Raw genomic sequence first — 16,620 nt, 5'->3', positions numbered from 1 at the left:
GGGTCGGCCGGGGCCGCAACGGCGGCGCCGGGTCGGCGGGGCCCCGGGCCGTCTACGCAGGGGCCGGGGCGGCGGGGCCCCGGGCCGTCTACGCAGGGGCCGGGTCGGCGGGGCCCCGGGCCGTCTACGCAGGGGCCGGGGCGGCGGGGCCGGGTCGTCTACGCAGGGGCCGGGGCGGCGGGGCCGGGTCGTCTACGCAGGGGCCGGGGCGGCGGGGCCGGGTCGTCTACGCGGGGGCCGGCAGGGTCAGTTCGAAGCGGCAGCCGCCGGGCACGTTGTGGACGTCGGCCCGGCCGGAGTGGGCCTCGACGATGCCGCGGACGATGGCCAGGCCCAGGCCCGCGCCCGAGGGCGGGGTGCGCGCCGGTGACCCGCGCCAGCCGGTGTCGAAGACGCGGGGCAGGTCCTCCTCGGGGATCCCTCCGCAGGCGTCGGTGACGGACAGGACCACCGCGTCCGCGCGGCGTTCGGCGGCGACCGCGACGGTGCCGTCGGCCGGGGTGTGGCGGATGGCGTTGACCAGCAGGTTGGACAGCACCCGCGTCATCTCCTTGCCGTCGACCTCGACCGGGAGCGGTTCCACTCCCCCGCCCACCAGCCGCACCCCCTGCGCGCGGGCCAGGGCGTCGGCGCCCGCGAGCGCGTCGCCCACCAGGTCGTAGAGGGACATCCGGGTCGGGCTCAGGCAGAGCGCGCCGGCGTGGATGCGGGAGAGCTCGAACAGGTCGGTGACCATGGAGTTGAGGCGTTCCACCTCGGCGCGCATCTGCTGGTGGTAGCGGGCCGGATCGGCCACCATGCCGTCCTCCAGGGCCTCCGACATCGCGCGCAGGCCGGCCAGCGGGGTCCGCAGGTCGTGCGAGATCCAGGCGACGAGCTCGCGGCGCGAGCTCTCCAGTGCGCGCTCGCGTGCGCGCGAGGCGGCGAGGCGTTTGCCGGTGGCGGCCAGTTCGCGGCTGAGCGCCGCGAGTTCGGCGGGGGCCGGTGCGGCGGGCGCGGCGAAGGTGCCGTCCTGCCCGAAGTCACGGGCCGCGCCGACGAGTTCCCGGCAGCTCCGCACGACCTGCCGGCCCAGGAGCAGGGCGGTGGCGAGCGACACGGCGGCGGCCATCGCCACGACCGTGGTCACCACGCCGAGGTCGTGGGAGGACAGGAACATCGCCCGGGCCACGGAGAGGGTCCCGGCGAGCATCGCGGACACGGCGACGGCGGCGACGACCGTGAGGGACACGGCGATGCTCCGCCGGCGCAGTACCCGCAGCGCGACCGCGCCGAGCAGCCCGGTGGCGGCCGCGCCGAGGAAGGCGTACAGGGCGATCAGCAGCAGGTCACGCACGGCTGCCCTCCTCCCGGCTCCCGGCCGCGGCGGGCAGCGGCCGGACGGACGGGTACGGACCCGCCTCGAAGCGGTACCCGGCGCCCCAGACCGTCCGGATCAGCTGCGGGTCGGCCGGATCGTCCTCGATCTTGGCCCGCAGCCGGCGGACGTGCACGGTGACGGTGGAGAGGTCGCCGAAGTCCCATCCCCAGACCTCGCGCATCAGACGCTCCCGGTCGCAGACCTGGCCCGGGTGGCGCAGGAAGTAGGCGAGGAGGTCGAACTCCCTGAGGGTGAGGGGGAGTTCGACCCCCTCCTTGGTCACCCGGCGGGCGGCGGGGTCCACCGCCAGGCCGGCGGCCGCGAGCAGCGGCTCCTCGGCGGGGGCGGCCGCGGACGCCCTGCGCAGGACCGAACGCACGCGCAGGACCAGTTCGCGCGGGCTGAAGGGCTTCGTCACGTAGTCGTCCGCGCCCACCTCCAGCCCCAGGATCCGGTCGTCCTCGTCGCCGCGCGCGGTGAGCATCACCACGGGTACGGGAAGCCTCCCGTCCGGCCTCGCCCGCAGCCGGCGGCAGACCTCCAGGCCGTCCATGCCGGGCAGCATGAGGTCCAGGACGACGAGGTCCGGCCGGTGCCGGGCCGCTGCGTCGAGGGCGGCGGGACCGTCCTCGGCGCGGTCCACGGTGAACCCGGCCCGCTCCAGGTAGCCGGTCACGACTTCCGAGACGGTCGGGTCGTCGTCCACCACCAGGACGCGGCCGGTGATGTCTGCGGAGGGACGGCCGGGGACGGCCTCGGTGCTGGGTGCCATGCCTCCAGGGTGACACCCAACCGTCCGGGAGCGGCCCCGGGGCTGCCGCCGTACGGCGCGGTGTCCGCGTTTCGTAAGGTCTCGGACCGCCCGTGGCGGCCGTCCGGTTCCTACGGTGGGGAGGGTGACTCCTTCTGCCTGCGGTCCGCTCCGCGCGGACCTCGTACTGCCCTGCCTCGACGAGGCGGAGGCCCTGCCCTGGGTGCTGGCACGGGTGCCGGCCGGATGGCGGGCCATCGTCGTCGACAACGGCTCCACCGACGGCTCGGCCGACATCGCCCGCGGCCTCGGCGCCACCGTCGTGCACGAGACCCGGCGCGGCTTCGGGGCCGCCTGCCACGCGGGGCTGCTCGCCGCCCGCGCCGAGCTGGTCTGCTTCTGCGACTGCGACGCCTCCATGGACCCCGGCCAGCTCGCCCCCATGGCCGAGCGGGTCGCCGCGGGCGAGGCGGACCTGCTGCTGGGCCGCCGCCGCCCCCGGGGACGCGGAGCGTGGCCCGCCCATGCCCGGGCCGGGAACATCGCCCTGGCGCGGATGCTGCGCCGCCGCACCGGGCTGCGGCTGCACGACCTCGGGCCGATGCGGGTCGCGCGCCGCGAGGCGCTGCTCGGCCTGGAGCTGACCGACCGGCGCAGCGGATACCCGCTCCAGATGGTCGTACGGGCGGCCGACGCGGGGTGGAGGGTCGCCGAGACGGACGTCCCGTACCTGCCCAGGTCGGGGAAGTCCAAGGTCACCGGGACCTGGCGGGGCACCTGGCACGCCGTCCGCGACATGCGCCGGGTCCTGGCCGAGCCGCCGGCCGCCCGGCCCGCACCGGCGAGGGGGATCTCCGCATGAGCACCCTCCTCGTCATCGCCAAGTCCCCCGTCGCCGGGCGGGTGAAGACCCGTCTGACCACGCGGTTCACCCCGCAGCAGGCGGCCGACCTGGCCGCGGCCGCACTCGCGGACACGCTCGACGCGGTCCTCGCCACCCCGGCCCGCCGCCGGGTCCTGGTCCTGGACGGGCAGCCGGGCCCCTGGGTCCCGGCCGGCGTCGAGGTCGCCCCGCAGTGCGCCGGCGGCCTGGACGTCCGGCTGGCCGCGGCCTTCGCCCTGGCCGACGGTCCGGCGCTGCTGATCGGCATGGACACCCCGCAGGTCACCCCCGCCCTCCTTGCGCCCGGCCTCGACTTCCAGGAGGCGGACGCCTGGTACGGGCCCGCCGACGACGGCGGGTTCTGGGCCCTCGGCCTCGCCGACCCCGACCCGGCCCTCCTGCTCGGCGTCCCCATGTCCGCGGCGCACACCGGGGAGGTGCAGCGCCGGCGGCTGACCGGTGCGGGTCTGGCCGTACGGGACCTGCCCGGGCTCTGCGACGTGGACACACCCGCCGATGCGCGGCGGGTCGCCGCCACCGCACCGTGGACCCGCTTCGCCGCACTGCACTCCGACCTGTGCGCGGTCGCGCGATGACGGCCCAGCTCACCGGGCCGGCCGCGCGGGCCTGGCAGGCCGACCCGTACGCCGACGCGCTGCGCGCCGGCCGGGGACCGCTCTACCTGCGGCGTCACGACGGCTGGCTGCTCCCGCTCGAAGTCGAACGCTGGTGCGCCGGGCCCGACACGGCCGACGACACGGTGCTGGCCCGGTGCACCGGTCCCGTCCTCGACGTCGGCTGCGGACCGGGCCGCCTGGTGGCCGCCCTCGCCGGGCTCGGGCACGTCGCCCTCGGTGTGGACGTCACCCCCGAGGCGGTGGCCCGTACGGTCCGGGCCGGGGGCAGCGCCCTGTGCCGGTCGGTCTTCGACCCGCTCCCCGGCGAAGGGGGCTGGGGCACGGTCCTGCTCATGGACGGCAACATCGGCATCGGCGGCGATCCGGGCAGGCTGCTGCGCCGGGCGGGCGAGCTGACCGTGCCCCGCGGCTCCCTGCTGGTCGAGGTGGCGACCGCCGATGTCGACGAGCGCGTCGAGGTCCACGTCGAGGACGGCTGCGGCGGCCGCGGCGCTTCCTTCTGGTGGGCCAGGCTCGGCGCCCGCGCCCTGTGCGCCGCTGCGAGGAACGCGGGCTGGACCCCGTACGACACCTGGCAGGTCGCGGGGAGGCGGTTCGTGCACCTCACCCGCTGACCGGTGCGCGCCGGACGACCGCCGGGGCCGGAATCCGCACGGGATGCGGATTCCGGCCCCGGCGGCTTCTACACGGAACATTGCGTCGGGCCAGACGGCTCCTGCACGCGGCCGCGTCAGACCAGGCGGCTCCGGCACCGGGCCGCGTCAAACCCGACGGCTCCGGCACCGGGCCGCGTCAAACCCGACGGCTCCGGCACGGGGCCCTGTGTCAGGCCCGGCGGCCGGCTCGGCGCCGCAGGGCACGCGCGGCCGCGTGGACGGCCGTGAACAGGGCGACGGCCGCCATGGCCAGCAGCCAGTTGCGCAGGTAGTCCAGCGGCAGGACCGTGGGGTTGGCCACGCCGCCGGGACGCAGGAGCGGGGGGAGGGCGATCACCGTCAACGAACCCGCGACGATCAGGGCAGCGCGCGCGGCCCCGCGCAGGGGCGGGCCCGCGGCGGCGGCGAGCGCGCCGATCGCGATCACGAGCGGCGCGACGAACCCGTCGTGCACCACGACCGCTCCCCCGAGCCAGACGGCGATCCGCCACGGCTCGGGCTGCCGGAGCAGCAGCCACCCGCCCCAGCCGGCGAGCGCCAGCCCGAGCCCGCCCGTCACCCCCCGCCATCCCGTCACACGGCCTCCCACTACACGACCTCCAGCCGGCCGACCCACTTGGTCTGGAGCACGCCGGGCCGGTTCGGCGCGATGATCCGTGCCGGATAGCCGTGGTCCAGGGAGAGCACCCGGCCGTTCAGCCGCAGCGCCAGCAGGGTGAGCGGGTCCTGCGCGTAGAGCCGGCCCATCTCCATCACCCGGTAGGCACCCGCCGCCTCCAGGGAGACCACCCGGGCCCGCGAGCCCGGGCCGCCCCCCGCGCGTTCGAGGAGGTCGCGCACCCGTACCCCGGCCCAGTGCGCGGACTTGCTCCAGCCCTCGACGCAGGCGATCGGCAGGGTCGCCTCGTACTGGGGCATCGCGCGCAGCTCCGCCAGCGTCAGGGTGAAGGGGCGCGGCCCGTCCACGGTCAGCCGCCAGTCGGCCGGCGCGACCCGGGTGACGCCCGCGGCGGCGGCCGTCCGGTTCACCGGCAGCCCCTGGAGCCCGTGGGCGGGGCTGCGCGGGCCGAACAGCTCCAGCGGACCGAGCGCGGTGACGGACTGGCCGGCCGTGGTCAGCGTCACGGATCCGACCGCGGCCGTCACGCCGAGGAGGAACCGGCGCCGGTCCGGCCCGTCGGCCTCCGGCAGGGACAGGGTGCCGGGAGAGCGGCGGGTCAAGTGGGCGCGGATCGCCGGCCATTGAACGGCCAGGTGCAGGAGCAGGGAGCCGAGCAGGAGCCAGGCGACGGCGTAGTGCACGGCGACGAAGTCGAAGGGCCACGGGTACCACTGGAAGGTGTTCAGCAGTCCCGTGGACAGCTCGAACAGTGCGGCCGCGACGAGCACGGCCACGGAGATCCGCTCCAGGGCGTGCAGCACGGAGCGCACCGGCGGCCAGGCGAACAACCGCGGGTAGACCGCCCACAACTTCGCCAGCAGCAGCGGGATCGCCGCGGTCCCGGACGCCACGTGCAGGCCCTGGGTGAGCCGGTAGCCCCAGGAGGGGCGGCTCGGCAACCGGTCGGCGAGCCATCCGGGCGGGTGCTGGAGGAAGTGGCTCAGGACACCGGTGGCGAAGCAGAGGGCCATGGCCAGGCCGAGGAAGCGACCGATCGCGGTCGCCGTACGGGCATCGTGGAGGCGCGCCTTGAAGGTGAAGGGCGGCCCCGGAGGCAGGGTGAGACGCATACCCTCCATCACAACCCGGACGAGGCCCGCCCGGGGTGCCCGAACTCCTTACGGAACGCGGACGCCCGCGCTGCCGGCGGCCGTGGGAGGGCCGTCGTCTGGAACGCTTTCGCAGGTGAAGCCGCTCACCCCTCGCACCGCTTCGGCCGCCACCGGCCTCGCCCTCGCCGCCCTCACCGCGGTACTCGCCCTCACCGTCCGGTACGGCGGCTCCCTGCGCGACCCCGTCGCCCTGTTCTGGTGGTACGCGGCCTGCTGGGCGCTCTTCGCCGCCGCCCTGGCGGTGCTGCGCAGGGCACCGGCCCGCCGCCTCGTTCCGCTGATCGCGGCCGGTGCCGTCGCGATCGCGGCGACGGGGCTGCTGGGTCCGCCCCGGACCAGCAGCGACTCCTACCGCTACGTCTGGGACGGCCGCGTCCAGTCCGCCGGCGTCTCCCCGTACGACCACACCCCGCAGGACCCGGCCCTCGCCCGGCTGCGCGACCCCTGGCTCTTCCCCTCCGGAACCGAGTGCGAGGGCCCCGACCTCGCCCCGATCCCCCACACCGGCGGCACACCGCGGTGCACCCGCATCAACAGGCCCGCCGTCCACACCATCTACCCTCCCGTCGCCGAGGCGTACTTCCTGGCCGTCGACCGGCTCTCCCCCGCCGGCGCCCGGCACAAGGCGGTCCAGATCGGCGGCGCCCTGACCTCGCTCGGCGTGACGGGCGTGCTCCTCCTCATCCTCCGGCGCCGCGGCGGGAACCCGCGCTGGGCCGCGTACTGGGCCTGGTGCCCGGCCGTCCCCCTGGAAGCGGTCAACAACGCCCACGTCGACGTCCTGGGCACCCTCCTCACGGTCGCCGGACTGGGCCTCGTCGCCTCCCGGGCCCTGACCCGGCGGGCGGCGGGCGGCGTACTGATCGGAGCCGCCGTCGCCACGAAGCTGATGCCGGCCGTCGTCCTGCCCGGCGCCCTGTCCGGCGTCCGCCGCGTCCGCGACGCGGCCGCCGTCCTGCTGCCCGCAGCGGCCTTCGCGGTACTCGCCTACCTCCCCTACGTCCTCCTCTCGCACGGCTCGGTCTTCGGCTACCTCGGCGGCTACGTGGCGGAGGAGGGCTACGACGACCCCTCGGCCGGGTCCCGGTACTCGCTCCTGCGCCTGGTCCTGCCCGACAGCTGGGCTCTGCCCGTGCTGGTCGCCGTCGTGGCGGCCGTCTCCGTGTACGTGATGCGGCGGGGCGATCCGCGGCGCCCGTGGAGCGGCGCCCTGCTGGTCACCGGCTGGTCCTTCCTCCTCCTCACCCCCGGCTACTCCTGGTACGCCCTGCTCCTGATCGCGCTCGTCGCCCTGGACGGACGCTGGGAATGGCTGGGCGTCCCCCTGGCGGGCGCCGCCGTCTACGTCCTCGGCCCGTCCTTCGGCTACCGCACCACGCTGGCCGACCTCGCCTACGGCTCGGCCGCGGCCCTGGTCCTCACGACGAGCCTGGTCCGCCACCGATCCGCACCCCGGCCGGCCGCCGAAGCGGCCGAGTCGCCCTGATCGTGAGGGAGTTCGCCCGGCACCCGCATCGATGCAGTACCTTGAACACGTTCAACTGAACGCGTTCAAGGAGGGGGCGGCATGAGTGAACACCGAAAGGTGTCCGTCCGGCAACGAGGTTGGGCGGCGGCCGGGGCATTGGCGGCGTGGGGCGCGGTCGCCTCCCTGATCGTCCACGAGGCCCAGCCGGACAGGCTGTTCGCGGTCTTCGCGGTCACCGCGATCGCGACCACCCTGCCGATGCTGCTGCAGGACGGCCCCCGGACGTTCGCCCGGGCCTGCCTCGTCATCGGACTGGGCCTGCTCACCTTCGGGCTGGCCGCCGCCGCCCTGGGCATGTTCCTGTTCGTTCCGGCGGCCCTCCTGCTGCTCGTCGCCGCCTTCGCGAACCCCGGCAACCGGCCCGGCCCCTGGTTCTCGGTGATCGCGCCCTTCACGGCCGTCGTGGCCGCAGCCCTCCTGACCCCTCAGCCCCACCGTCCGAACTCGGAGAACGAACCGCCGCCCTCGCTCCACGCGGCGCTCGACTCCACGGACCGGTTCCACGACCGGGAACTCGGCCGGCGCAAGGAGCGGCTGCGGGACTTCGGGGCCCTCGGGGCCGAGATGGTCGAGACGGAGCCCGGCCGGCTCGTACTCGTCGTGAAGATGCCCGAGCACTTCACGGCAGGACAGAGCCAGGAGGCGCTCAGGGAGCAGGTCCGACGGCTGCCCGGGGTCGTCGACGTGCGCCTCTGCACGTTCCACACGTGCTGAACATGCCGGCTGGCGCAGGATCCCCGGCCCGCGACCGACGCGCGCCCGGGGGCTGCGGAGCCGGCGCGGGCAGGGTAGCCTCCAAGATCATGAGCAGTGGTCAGTGCCGCGCGGCGACGAAGAAGGGCACCCGGTGCCATGTCGAGGCCCGGCCGTCGGGGCTGTGCCACGTCCACGACCCCGAGGTCCGCTGCCGGGTGCGCAACGCCAAGGGAAGGCCGTGCGTGATCGCCTCAGGTGGGGGTCCGTGCGACCGGCACCAGGGTGGGGAGCAGGCGCCGGTGGCGGAGGCGCTGAAGCAGGTGACCTTCTTCGAGTCGGCGGGGGCGGAGTCGCTGTTCGCCGTCGAGGAGCCGGCTGCGCCGGTCCCGCCGGCTGCCGCCGGCAGCGTGCCGCCGCAGGCCGCGCACGAGCCCCAGGGCCCGCGGCTGACCTTCGCGTTCGTGGCCCGCACGTTCAACTGGAACTGACCCTCCCCCCGCCGGGTGTCGCGGTGGTGCCGGGTCCCGTGCGGCGTACGCTCGCCGGCAGGGGGCCCAGGGCGGCCGGGGATCGGCCCGGACGGACGGAACCGCGGGAGGGTCCATGACCGCGCTCGGTGACCTGATCGACCTCGACGACCGCACCGTGCTGGTCGCGGGGCGGGAACTCGACGTGGAGCACGGCCGGCCGGACGTGGGCAACGCGCTCGTGCACCGGGCGGGGGACACCGTCGTACTCGTCGACACCGGGGTCACCGAACCCTTCCGCACGGCCCTGCGGGACGCGGCCCGCCGGGTCGGACCCTGGTCCCGGGCGCTGCTCCTGACCACGCACGGACACCCCGACCACATCGGCAACAACGACCTCGTGGACGAGCTCGGCGTCCCGGCCGAGCACTACGTCCCGGCCCGCGAACTGGACCAGATGCGCGACCCGGTCGCCTACTGGGCACGGGCCTTCGAGCGGATCGCCCCGTTCACCGAGCCGGGCGCGCCGCCCGAGCGGGCGGCGCGGAGGCTGCTGTCCCTGTTCGAGCCGATGCGGCCGTTCGGCGCGTCGACCCGTACGTACGAGGAGCTGCCGCCGGAACACATCCGCATCGGCTCGCTCCGCTTCTCCGGCTGGACCTTCGCGGACGGCGCGGTGCGGGTGCTGCGCAGCCAGGGCCACTGCGCCGGGCACGTGATCGTGCACCTGCGCGACTCCGGCGTGCTCCACCTGTCCGACGAGGACAACGGCGCGTGCGGGGCGATGGCCGACGCCGACCAGCTGAAGATCCAGACCGTACTGGGTACGGTCGCGCGGCTGTTCGAGGAAGGCGGGGCCGCGCTGCTGACCGACGGGCACACCTTCGCGGTGCGCCGCGGCGCGGAGGCCGTGGCGCACCTCGACGGGCTCCTGGCGCAGGCCGTCGCCCTCCAGCGGGCGGCCCTGGACGTCACCCGCGGAACCCGCCGGGTCGAGCCGCGCGCCTTCGCCGCGGCGTACGCGAGGAGCGTCGCCGACCTCGGCATCGGGGGCGCCAACCCGAACGCCGTGTTCACCGCCATGATGGCGGTCAACCAACTCCACGGCCTGGGCTTCCACCCGGACCCCGCCGACGCGTCCGCGCCCTGGCCGCACCGCGGGGCCGGCACGCGGACGGGCTCGGTGGAGCGCAGCTGAACGGTCGGGCGGGGGCCGTGGGCCGCCGTGCGGTCCGGGCCGTCCGGGGCACCGGGGACGCGGCGGGCCGAACTGCCGGACCCGCTGCGGGAGATCGGGGAGCGGTCCGTGGAACCGCGGCGGACGGCGGGTGCGTCACGACCGGATGTGACAAGAAATGATCTTCCTCCCGGAACTCCGCCCGGGGCTGCGTCCGGAACTCCCTCCGGGCCACCGCAGGCCGCACCCCCGCGGAGCGCGCCACCGCTCGGATTCGGGCCGCCGGTTCCCCCGCCACCCCTTCAGCCGCCGGCCCCGGCGGCCGGGAAGCGGGTGCGCCTGTGGACCGTGGCGGTGGCGGCGCTGGGCGGCGCCCTCGCCGGTTTCCTGGCGTACCTTCTGGCCTCCAACGCCCGGGCCTACTGCGACGCGGGCTGGGAGGCGGGCGGCCGGTTCGAGCTGCTCCTCGAGATGGTCCTGATGCTCGTCCCGGGCTGCGCGGTGCTCGCCGCCCTGGTCTGGCTGCTCGCCGGGCGCGTGAGCCCGGCGGTGGGCGTGGCGGCGGTGGTGCTGGTCCTGGCGGTGGTGGTCGTCTGGTACTTCGCCGCCCAGGGCACGCTGGCGGGCTACCGCGGGGAGTCCGGGCTGTGCGGCCCGGACAACGTGCCGCCGTGGTGGCCGGGCTGGCTGCCGTCCTGACCCCCTGACGGCGGATCCGCCCGCGCCGGCGTGGGCCGCGGCCCGTTCCCGACGACCGCGACCGGGCCCGCCCGGGGGTACGGGTACGGGTACGAGCGGCACGAGGGCCCCACCGTGCGGCGGTGGGGCCCTCCCGTGTCCCTCGGGGCGGCCGGGCCGGGCCGTCAGGAGCTCCCCCGGCCCCCGGGCGGTGCCGCCCGCGCCGTGCTACAGCGCGGGGTAGTCGGTGTAGCCGCGGGCGTCGCCGCCGTAGAACGTGGCCGTGTCCGGGGTGTTGTACGGGCCCTCGGCGCGCAGCCGGGCCGGGAGGTCGGGGTTGGCGATGAAGAGGCTGCCGAAGGCGACGACGTCGGCGACGCCCTGGTCGATCAGGTCGAGGGCGCGGTGGTCGGTGGGGCCCTCGGTGGCCGGGTTGAGGACCAGCCGGCCGGAGAACTGCGCGCGCAGGGCCAGGGTGATCTCGCGGGTGCCGGCGGGCTCCATGACGTGCAGGTATGCCAGGCCGAGCTGGTCGAGCTCCTTGACCAGGGCCTCGTACGCGGGGCGCGGGTCGGGCTCGTCGATGTCGTTGAACCGGTTGCCGGGCGAGACGCGCAGTGCGGTGCGGTCGGCGCCGATCTCGGCGGCGACGGCCTTGACGGCCTCGACGGCGAAGCGGATGCGGTTCTCGACGGTGCCGCCCCACTCGTCCGTGCGCCGGTTGCTGCCGGGGGCCAGGAACTGGTGGATCAGGTAGCCGTTGGCGCCGTGCAGCTCGACGCCGTCGAAGCCGGCCTCGATGGCGTTGCGGGCGGCGGTCGCGTAGTCGGCGACGGTCTCGCGCACCTCGGCTGCGGTCAGCTCGCGCGGGGTGACGAAGTCCTGGGGGCCGTCGGCGGTGAACACCCGGCCCGTGGCGGCGACGGGAGAGGCGCCGACCGGCACGAGACCCTCCGGCAGCAGGGACGGGTGGCCGATCCGGCCGGTGTGCATCAGCTGCGCGAAGATCCGGCCGCCGGCGGCGTGCACGGCGTCGGTGACCCGGCGCCAGCCCGCGACCTGCTCGGCGCTGTGCAGGCCGGGGGTGAACGGGTACCCCTGGCCGACGACCGAGGGCTGGATCCCCTCGGAGATGACGAGCCCGGCCGAGGCGCGCTGGGCGTAGTACTCGGCCATGAGCTCGGTGGGGACTCCGCCCGCGGCCGCCCGGCTGCGGGTCATCGGGGCCATGGCGATGCGGTTGGCGAGCTCGGTGCCGCCGAGGCCGATCGACTCGAATGCGCTGGTCATGTCTACCCTCACAAGATTATTTGGTCGGCCAATGATTGACCTCGACGCTCACCATACACCCATTCATTGGTCGGCCAAGGTAAAATCCGACCAGGGTGCGTGGGAGATGCTGGAGCCCGGAACGCGAACGGCCGACGACGGGACGAGGAGCCGAACGATGACGACGCACGTCACGCAGGAGCGGGGCGGCACGGCGGCGCAGGCCTGTCCGGGTCCGCCGAGCGCGGTACGGGACGGGCCGGTCAGCCACGCCGTGAGCCGGGTGGCCCGGCTGCACCGCATCGCCGCCGGGCGGCTGCTGCGGGACCTGGGCCTGCATCCGGGGCAGGAGTTCGTGATGATGCACCTGTGGGACAACGGGCCCGTGCGCCAGTCGGAGCTGATCAAGAGCATGGGCCTGGATCCGTCCACCGTGACGAAGATGCTCCAGCGCCTCGAACAGGCGGGGCACGTACGCCGGGGCCCCGACCCGGCCGACCGCCGGGCCTCCCTGGTCGAGGCGACGGAGAGCAGCCGCGAGCTGCTCCAGCAGGTCCGGGAGGCCTGGGCGGAGCTGGAACGCCAGACCCTGGCCGGACTCGACGACGCCGAGGGCGCCGAGCTGCTGCGGCTGCTGGAGAAGGTCGAGGGATCCCTGTGCACCCGGGCGGCCGCCGACCCGCAGTGCCGGGCGGAGGCCGCGGGCCGCTGAGCCGCCGGGGGCCGAGCCGCCGGGGGTGCCGAGGCGCCGGGGCGGCGGCGTCCGGCGGCGGCCCGTACGTGCGAGGGCGCCGCACGCCCGGGTCCCGTACGGGTTCCCGCGTGCGGCGCCCTCGGCGCACCGGCCGCCGTCGGAGCGGTCTGCGGGGGCCGGATGCCGGTCGGACGTCAGCCGGACGTCAGGAGAGCTTCACGGCGTCGGGGTTCTCCTTCAGCCAGGCGCGGACCGCCTGCTGCTCCTTGCCCTTGCCGGTCTGCTGGATCTTCGCCTCCAGCCCGGTGAGCTGCTCCTCGGTGAGCTTGAAGTCGCGCAGCCAGCGCGCCACCTCGGGCTCGTCCTCGGCGAAGCCCTTGCGGGCGAGCGTGTGGATGCCGTCGCCCTTGCCCCAAGCGCCCTCGGGGTCCTGGAGCTTGGTCAGCTCGTAGGAGGAGTACGCCCAGTGCGGGGACCACAGCACGACGGCGACGGGCTCCTTCTTCTCGTAGGCCCGCTTCAGCTCGGCCAGCATGCCCGGGGTCGAACCGTCGACGACCTGGTACTCGCCGTCCAGGCCGTACTCCTTGAGGACCTTGTCCTTGAGGATCGACATCTCGCCGGCGCTCGGCTCGATGCCGATGATCCTGCCCTTGAACCGGTCGGACTTGCCCTTGAGGTCGGCGAGGGAGCGCACGTCCTTCACGTACGAGGGGACGGACAGCTCCAGGGAGGTCGGGCCGTACCAGGAGCCGAGGTCCTCCAGCTTGTTCCCGTACTTCTGCCAGTACTGGGCGTGGGTGACGGGCAGCCAGGAGTCGGTCTGGAAGTCGATGCCGCCGCCGGCGAGGCCGGTGTAGAGCGCTCCGGCCTCCAGCTGGCGGGCGTCGACCTTGAAGCCGCGCTGTTCCAGGAGTTCCTTCCAGAGGAAGGTGGAGGCGATGCCCTCGTCCCAGGGGATGTAGCCGAGGGAGACGGTGCGGCCCTTGCCGGTGTTCGCGGCCCCGGCCGGGCCGGCCTGGGCCTGCCCGGATCCGGCGAAGGTGTGGAGGGCGCCGGCGGCCAGGGCGAGGACGACGACCCCGGTCACGGCGTGGGCGGGCTGGGGGCGGTGGCTCCAGAGCCGGGCCGCACCGCCCGCGGCGGACCGGGCCTTGGCCAGGGCGCGGCGGCCGAGCGGGGAGACCTGGCGGCCCAGGGCGCCGGTCATCCGGTCGAGGTACATGGCCAGGATCACGATGGACAGGCCCGCTTCGAAGCCGAGGCCGATGTCGACGTTGCCGATGGCCCGGTAGACGGCACCGCCGAGCCCGCCGCCGCCCACCATGCCGGCGATGACGACCATGGACAGGCCCAGCATGATGACCTGGTTGACGCCGGCCATGATCGTGGGCAGGGCCAGCGGCAGCTGGAGGCGGAGCAGGATGTCGCGCGGGGTGGTACCGAAGGCCTCGGCGGCCTCGACGAGTTCGCCGTCGACCTGGCGGATGCCGAGCTCGGTCATCCGGACACCGGGCGGCAGCGAGAAGACGATCGTGGCGATGATGCCGGGGACGACACCCACGCCGAAGAAGATGACGCCGGGGATCAGGTAGACCATGGCCGGCATGGTCTGCATGAAGTCCAGGGCCGGGCGCAGGAGCGCGCTGACCCGGTCGGAGCGCGCGGCCAGGACGCCGAGCGGGACGGCGATCACCAGGGTGATGAGGGTCGCGACCAGGACCAGGGACAGCGTGGACATGGCTTCGGACCACAGTCCGAGGGAGTCCACGAGCGCCAGACCGGCGAAAGCGAGCAGACCGGCGAGCAGGCCGCGCAGCCACCAGGCGACGACGGCCAGGATCCCCGCGAACAGCAGCGGGGCGGGTGCGGACAGCACCGCTTCGATGCCGTCGTCGAGGCCGGTGACGAGGGAGCCGATGGCGTCGAAGAGCCAGGAGAGGTGGCGCTGGAGGAAGTCGACGCCGCTGTCGGCCCAGGCTCCGAGGTGCAGGCGGGGCATCAGGCGGCCACCTCCGTGCAGCGCACCGGGGGACGCCGCTCGTCGCCGATGAAGCCGACGAGGCGGCCCTGCGGGACGGAGCCGACGACGGAGCCGTCCGCTGCGGTGACGGCGACCGGGTGGGGGACGCGGACGCTGACGGCGCACACGTCGGCGAGCGGGGTGTCGGCGCTCACGGTGGGGCAGCCGCACAGGTCGGCGCCGGCGGGGGCCGGCGCCATGACGGCGTCGGCGGTGAGGACGCGCGAGCGGTCGACGTCCTGGATGAAGGAGGCGACGTAGTCGTCGGCGGGGCGGGTGAGGATGTCCTCGGCGGTGCCCTGCTGGACGACGCGGCCGTCGCGCATGACGGCGATGCCGTCGCCCAGGCGCATCGCCTCGTTGAGGTCGTGGGTGATGAAGACGATGGTCTTCTTCAGGGTGCGCTGGAGTTCGAGGAGCTGGTCCTGCATGTCGCGGCGGATCAAGGGGTCGAGGGCGCTGAAGGACTCGTCCATGAGGAGGAGGTCGGCGTCCGTGGCCAGCGCGCGGGCCAGCCCCACGCGCTGCTGCATCCCGCCGGACAGCTCGTCGGGCCAGGAATTCTCCCAGCCGCCGAGCCCGCACAGCTCCAGGGCCTCGGCGGCCCTGCGCTCGCGCTCGGCCCGGGGGACGCCCTGGACCTCCAGTCCGTAGCCGGCGTTCTCCAGGACGTTGCGGTGCGGGAACAGCGCGAAGTGCTGGAAGACCATGCTGATCTTGGTGGAGCGGACGCGGCGCAGCTCGCGCGGGTCGAGGGCGGTGAGGTCCTCGCCGTCGAAGAGGACGCGCCCGGAGGTGGGCTCGAGGAGCCCGTTGAGCATGCGCAGCAGGGTGGACTTGCCGGATCCCGACAGGCCCATGACGACGAAGATCTGACCCGGTTCCACTCTGAACGAGACGTCGATCACGGCGGCCGTCGTGCCGTCGGCGCGCAGCGCCTCGCGGTCGGCGCCGCCTTCGAGCGCGCGGACCGCGGACGCCGAGTCGTCGGGGTTCCTGCCGAACACCTTGTACACGTGCTCGGTCTGGAGCGTGGACACATACACCTCACGGGTCGTACCTGAAACGACTCGCCGCCTTCCGGAGGACCGGGGGGCGGCGAGCCGTGGAGCGGGACGGGATCGGCCCGTGCGCGCCCCGCGCCGGCCCGAAGAGCCGGAGCGCGGAGTTCCGCTCCAGCGCCCGCCTGCCCGGCATTCACCGCAGCAAACGCGAAGGTGAGCCACCTCACGCTCCCGGCCCGTTTCGACGGGACGCCGCTCCGGGCGGCGGGTGCCGCGGCGGACCGGGACGCGGGAACGCCGAGGGGCGCAGCCTCCCGGCCCCTGTCCCCGGACACACCGGGACGCCGCCGGCCCCCGTCCCCGGACACACCGGGACCCCGCCGGCCTCCGCGGCCGCTCCGTGAAGTCCGCGCCGGAGCCGTGTCGGGCTCCGGTCTCGGACTCAGCTCTCCGGGTTCTCCTCCGTGGCCAGTGCCTCGGCGAGCCGCGCGGCGGGATCACCACCGGCGAACCGGTGCAGCGACCGGCCGGACGGCCACGTGGAGATGCCGTCCTGTGGCCACCGCGGGACGACGTGGAAGTGCAGGTGGCGCACCGACTGCTCCGAGCCCGGGCCGCTGGCGTTCAGGACGTTCACGCCGGTCGCGCCCAGCTCGGAGCGCATCGCCTCGGCCACCCGTCGGACGAGCGCCGTCGTCTCGGCCAGTACCTCGGCCGGCGTGTCGAAGAGGTCGGCGAAGTGGGCCGTCGGCACCACCAGGGTGTGCCCCGGAGCAAGAGGGTCGAGCGGAGTGAACGCGCAGGCCCGGGGCCCACGGGCCACCCAGCGCGCACGGTCTTCGCGGATGAGCCGGCAGAACGTACAGAACGACATGCACACGACACTCCCACATCCCGGCGACCTCTCACGCGAGGGGTCACTGACGCGGGGACGTCGCGACCCTATGCGGGGTACGAACGCCGGAGAGGCCTCCGCCGACCGGCGGTTGGGGAACGGTCTCCGCGCCGGACGGCTCCGATGCC

Annotated in this window: 17 protein-coding genes; 9 read left to right on the top strand and 8 right to left on the bottom strand. The window is 75.0% G+C overall.

Features of this window, described 5'->3' with window-relative positions:
- Positions 1-226: 226 nt before the first annotated feature.
- Positions 227-1,336, bottom strand: coding sequence for a sensor histidine kinase (locus tag ACIRBY_RS28640; RefSeq protein ID WP_403905740.1), 1,110 nt, complete (start codon positions 1,334-1,336; stop codon positions 227-229).
- Positions 1,329-2,132, bottom strand: coding sequence for a response regulator transcription factor (locus ACIRBY_RS28635; protein WP_403905737.1), 804 nt, complete (start codon positions 2,130-2,132; stop codon positions 1,329-1,331). Before ACIRBY_RS28635 ends, ACIRBY_RS28640 begins: the two co-directional genes overlap by 8 nt.
- Positions 2,133-2,256: 124 nt before the next feature.
- Between ACIRBY_RS28635 and ACIRBY_RS28630 the strand changes: the two genes are divergently transcribed.
- The 3 genes from ACIRBY_RS28630 to ACIRBY_RS28620 are packed head-to-tail and all read left to right on the top strand — an operon-like array spanning position 2,257 to position 4,246.
- Positions 2,257-2,973 (top strand): glycosyltransferase family 2 protein, encoded by a 717-nt coding sequence (locus ACIRBY_RS28630; protein ID WP_403905735.1) that lies wholly within the window; start codon positions 2,257-2,259, stop codon positions 2,971-2,973.
- Positions 2,970-3,590 (top strand): DUF2064 domain-containing protein, encoded by a 621-nt coding sequence (locus ACIRBY_RS28625; RefSeq protein ID WP_403905732.1) that lies wholly within the window; start codon positions 2,970-2,972, stop codon positions 3,588-3,590. The genes ACIRBY_RS28630 and ACIRBY_RS28625 overlap by 4 nt, the downstream gene beginning before the upstream one ends.
- Complete coding sequence (locus ACIRBY_RS28620; protein WP_403905921.1) at positions 3,587-4,246, top strand: methyltransferase domain-containing protein; 660 nt, start codon at positions 3,587-3,589, stop codon at positions 4,244-4,246. Before ACIRBY_RS28625 ends, ACIRBY_RS28620 begins: the two co-directional genes overlap by 4 nt.
- Positions 4,247-4,457: 211 nt before the next feature.
- On the opposite strand, the gene ACIRBY_RS28615 is transcribed toward ACIRBY_RS28620, so the two are convergent.
- Together ACIRBY_RS28615 and ACIRBY_RS28610 are read right to left on the bottom strand one after the other, a co-directional pair.
- A complete protein-coding gene (locus ACIRBY_RS28615) occupies positions 4,458-4,865 on the bottom strand; it encodes a hypothetical protein (RefSeq protein WP_403905730.1) in 408 nt (135 codons plus the stop codon).
- 11 nt (positions 4,866-4,876) lie between these two features.
- Entirely contained in the window at positions 4,877-6,019 is a 1,143-nt protein-coding gene (locus tag ACIRBY_RS28610; protein WP_403905728.1) for a molybdopterin-dependent oxidoreductase, read from the bottom strand.
- 115 nt (positions 6,020-6,134) lie between these two features.
- Between ACIRBY_RS28610 and ACIRBY_RS28605 the strand changes: the two genes are divergently transcribed.
- The 5 genes from ACIRBY_RS28605 to ACIRBY_RS28585 all read left to right on the top strand — a co-directional run bounded on the left by ACIRBY_RS28605 (position 6,135) and on the right by ACIRBY_RS28585 (position 10,628).
- Positions 6,135-7,547 carry a glycosyltransferase 87 family protein gene (locus ACIRBY_RS28605; RefSeq protein ID WP_403905725.1) on the top strand — a complete coding sequence of 471 codons (1,413 nt, stop codon included), beginning with the start codon at positions 6,135-6,137 and terminating at the stop codon, positions 7,545-7,547.
- An 81-nt stretch (positions 7,548-7,628) separates the two neighbouring features.
- Complete coding sequence (locus ACIRBY_RS28600; RefSeq protein ID WP_403905723.1) at positions 7,629-8,303, top strand: hypothetical protein; 675 nt, start codon at positions 7,629-7,631, stop codon at positions 8,301-8,303.
- 89 nt (positions 8,304-8,392) lie between these two features.
- Positions 8,393-8,773, top strand: a complete 381-nt coding sequence (locus ACIRBY_RS28595; protein WP_403905721.1) for a hypothetical protein — start codon at positions 8,393-8,395, stop codon at positions 8,771-8,773.
- A 115-nt stretch (positions 8,774-8,888) separates the two neighbouring features.
- A complete protein-coding gene (locus tag ACIRBY_RS28590; protein WP_403905719.1) occupies positions 8,889-9,950 on the top strand; it encodes an MBL fold metallo-hydrolase in 1,062 nt (353 codons plus the stop codon).
- A 312-nt stretch (positions 9,951-10,262) separates the two neighbouring features.
- Positions 10,263-10,628 (top strand): hypothetical protein, encoded by a 366-nt coding sequence (locus tag ACIRBY_RS28585; RefSeq protein WP_403905717.1) that lies wholly within the window; start codon positions 10,263-10,265, stop codon positions 10,626-10,628.
- 207 nt (positions 10,629-10,835) lie between these two features.
- Here ACIRBY_RS28585 and ACIRBY_RS28580 read toward each other — a convergent pair whose 3' ends face one another.
- Entirely contained in the window at positions 10,836-11,897 is a 1,062-nt protein-coding gene (locus ACIRBY_RS28580) for an alkene reductase (RefSeq protein ID WP_403905715.1), read from the bottom strand.
- Positions 11,898-12,054: 157 nt separating this feature from the next.
- Here ACIRBY_RS28580 and ACIRBY_RS28575 point away from each other — a divergent pair, with 157 nt between their 5' ends.
- Positions 12,055-12,588 carry a MarR family winged helix-turn-helix transcriptional regulator gene (locus tag ACIRBY_RS28575; protein ID WP_403905713.1) on the top strand — a complete coding sequence of 178 codons (534 nt, stop codon included), beginning with the start codon at positions 12,055-12,057 and terminating at the stop codon, positions 12,586-12,588.
- Positions 12,589-12,775: 187 nt separating this feature from the next.
- Here the strand turns inward: ACIRBY_RS28575 and ACIRBY_RS28570 are convergent, their stop codons facing one another.
- The 3 genes from ACIRBY_RS28570 to ACIRBY_RS28560 all read right to left on the bottom strand — a co-directional run bounded on the left by ACIRBY_RS28570 (position 12,776) and on the right by ACIRBY_RS28560 (position 16,471).
- Complete coding sequence (locus ACIRBY_RS28570) at positions 12,776-14,572, bottom strand: ABC transporter permease/substrate binding protein (protein WP_403905711.1); 1,797 nt, start codon at positions 14,570-14,572, stop codon at positions 12,776-12,778.
- On the bottom strand, positions 14,572-15,633 hold the full coding sequence (locus ACIRBY_RS28565; RefSeq protein ID WP_403905708.1) for a glycine betaine/L-proline ABC transporter ATP-binding protein: 1,062 nt from the start codon (positions 15,631-15,633) through the stop codon (positions 14,572-14,574). Before ACIRBY_RS28565 ends, ACIRBY_RS28570 begins: the two co-directional genes overlap by 1 nt.
- Before the next feature lie 406 nt (positions 15,634-16,039).
- The gene (locus tag ACIRBY_RS28560; RefSeq protein WP_403905705.1) at positions 16,040-16,471 is read right to left on the bottom strand and encodes an HIT family protein; all 432 of its coding nucleotides are present in this window, start codon (positions 16,469-16,471) and stop codon (positions 16,040-16,042) included.
- Positions 16,472-16,620 lie beyond the last annotated feature (149 nt).

The organism is Streptomyces sp. NPDC096136 (genome assembly GCF_044763325.1).
Taxonomy (GTDB): Bacteria; Actinomycetota; Actinomycetes; order Streptomycetales; family Streptomycetaceae; genus Streptomyces.
The sequence above is the reverse complement of the archived record's forward strand: the minus strand, read 5'-3'. Positions and strand labels throughout refer to the sequence as shown.

Coding starts and splice junctions, on each gene's coding strand:
- ACIRBY_RS28635 (WP_403905737.1), bottom strand. CDS start 2,132: ATGGCACCCAGCACCGAGGCCGTCCCCGGCCGTCCCTCCGCAGACATC.
- ACIRBY_RS28625 (WP_403905732.1), top strand. CDS start 2,970: ATGAGCACCCTCCTCGTCATCGCCAAGTCCCCCGTCGCCGGGCGGGTG.
- ACIRBY_RS28620 (WP_403905921.1), top strand. CDS start 3,587: ATGACGGCCCAGCTCACCGGGCCGGCCGCGCGGGCCTGGCAGGCCGAC.
- ACIRBY_RS28610 (WP_403905728.1), bottom strand. CDS start 6,019: ATGCGTCTCACCCTGCCTCCGGGGCCGCCCTTCACCTTCAAGGCGCGC.
- ACIRBY_RS28600 (WP_403905723.1), top strand. CDS start 7,629: ATGAGTGAACACCGAAAGGTGTCCGTCCGGCAACGAGGTTGGGCGGCG.
- ACIRBY_RS28595 (WP_403905721.1), top strand. CDS start 8,393: ATGAGCAGTGGTCAGTGCCGCGCGGCGACGAAGAAGGGCACCCGGTGC.
- ACIRBY_RS28590 (WP_403905719.1), top strand. CDS start 8,889: ATGACCGCGCTCGGTGACCTGATCGACCTCGACGACCGCACCGTGCTG.
- ACIRBY_RS28580 (WP_403905715.1), bottom strand. CDS start 11,897: ATGACCAGCGCATTCGAGTCGATCGGCCTCGGCGGCACCGAGCTCGCC.
- ACIRBY_RS28575 (WP_403905713.1), top strand. CDS start 12,055: ATGACGACGCACGTCACGCAGGAGCGGGGCGGCACGGCGGCGCAGGCC.
- ACIRBY_RS28570 (WP_403905711.1), bottom strand. CDS start 14,572: ATGCCCCGCCTGCACCTCGGAGCCTGGGCCGACAGCGGCGTCGACTTC.
- ACIRBY_RS28560 (WP_403905705.1), bottom strand. CDS start 16,471: ATGTCGTTCTGTACGTTCTGCCGGCTCATCCGCGAAGACCGTGCGCGC.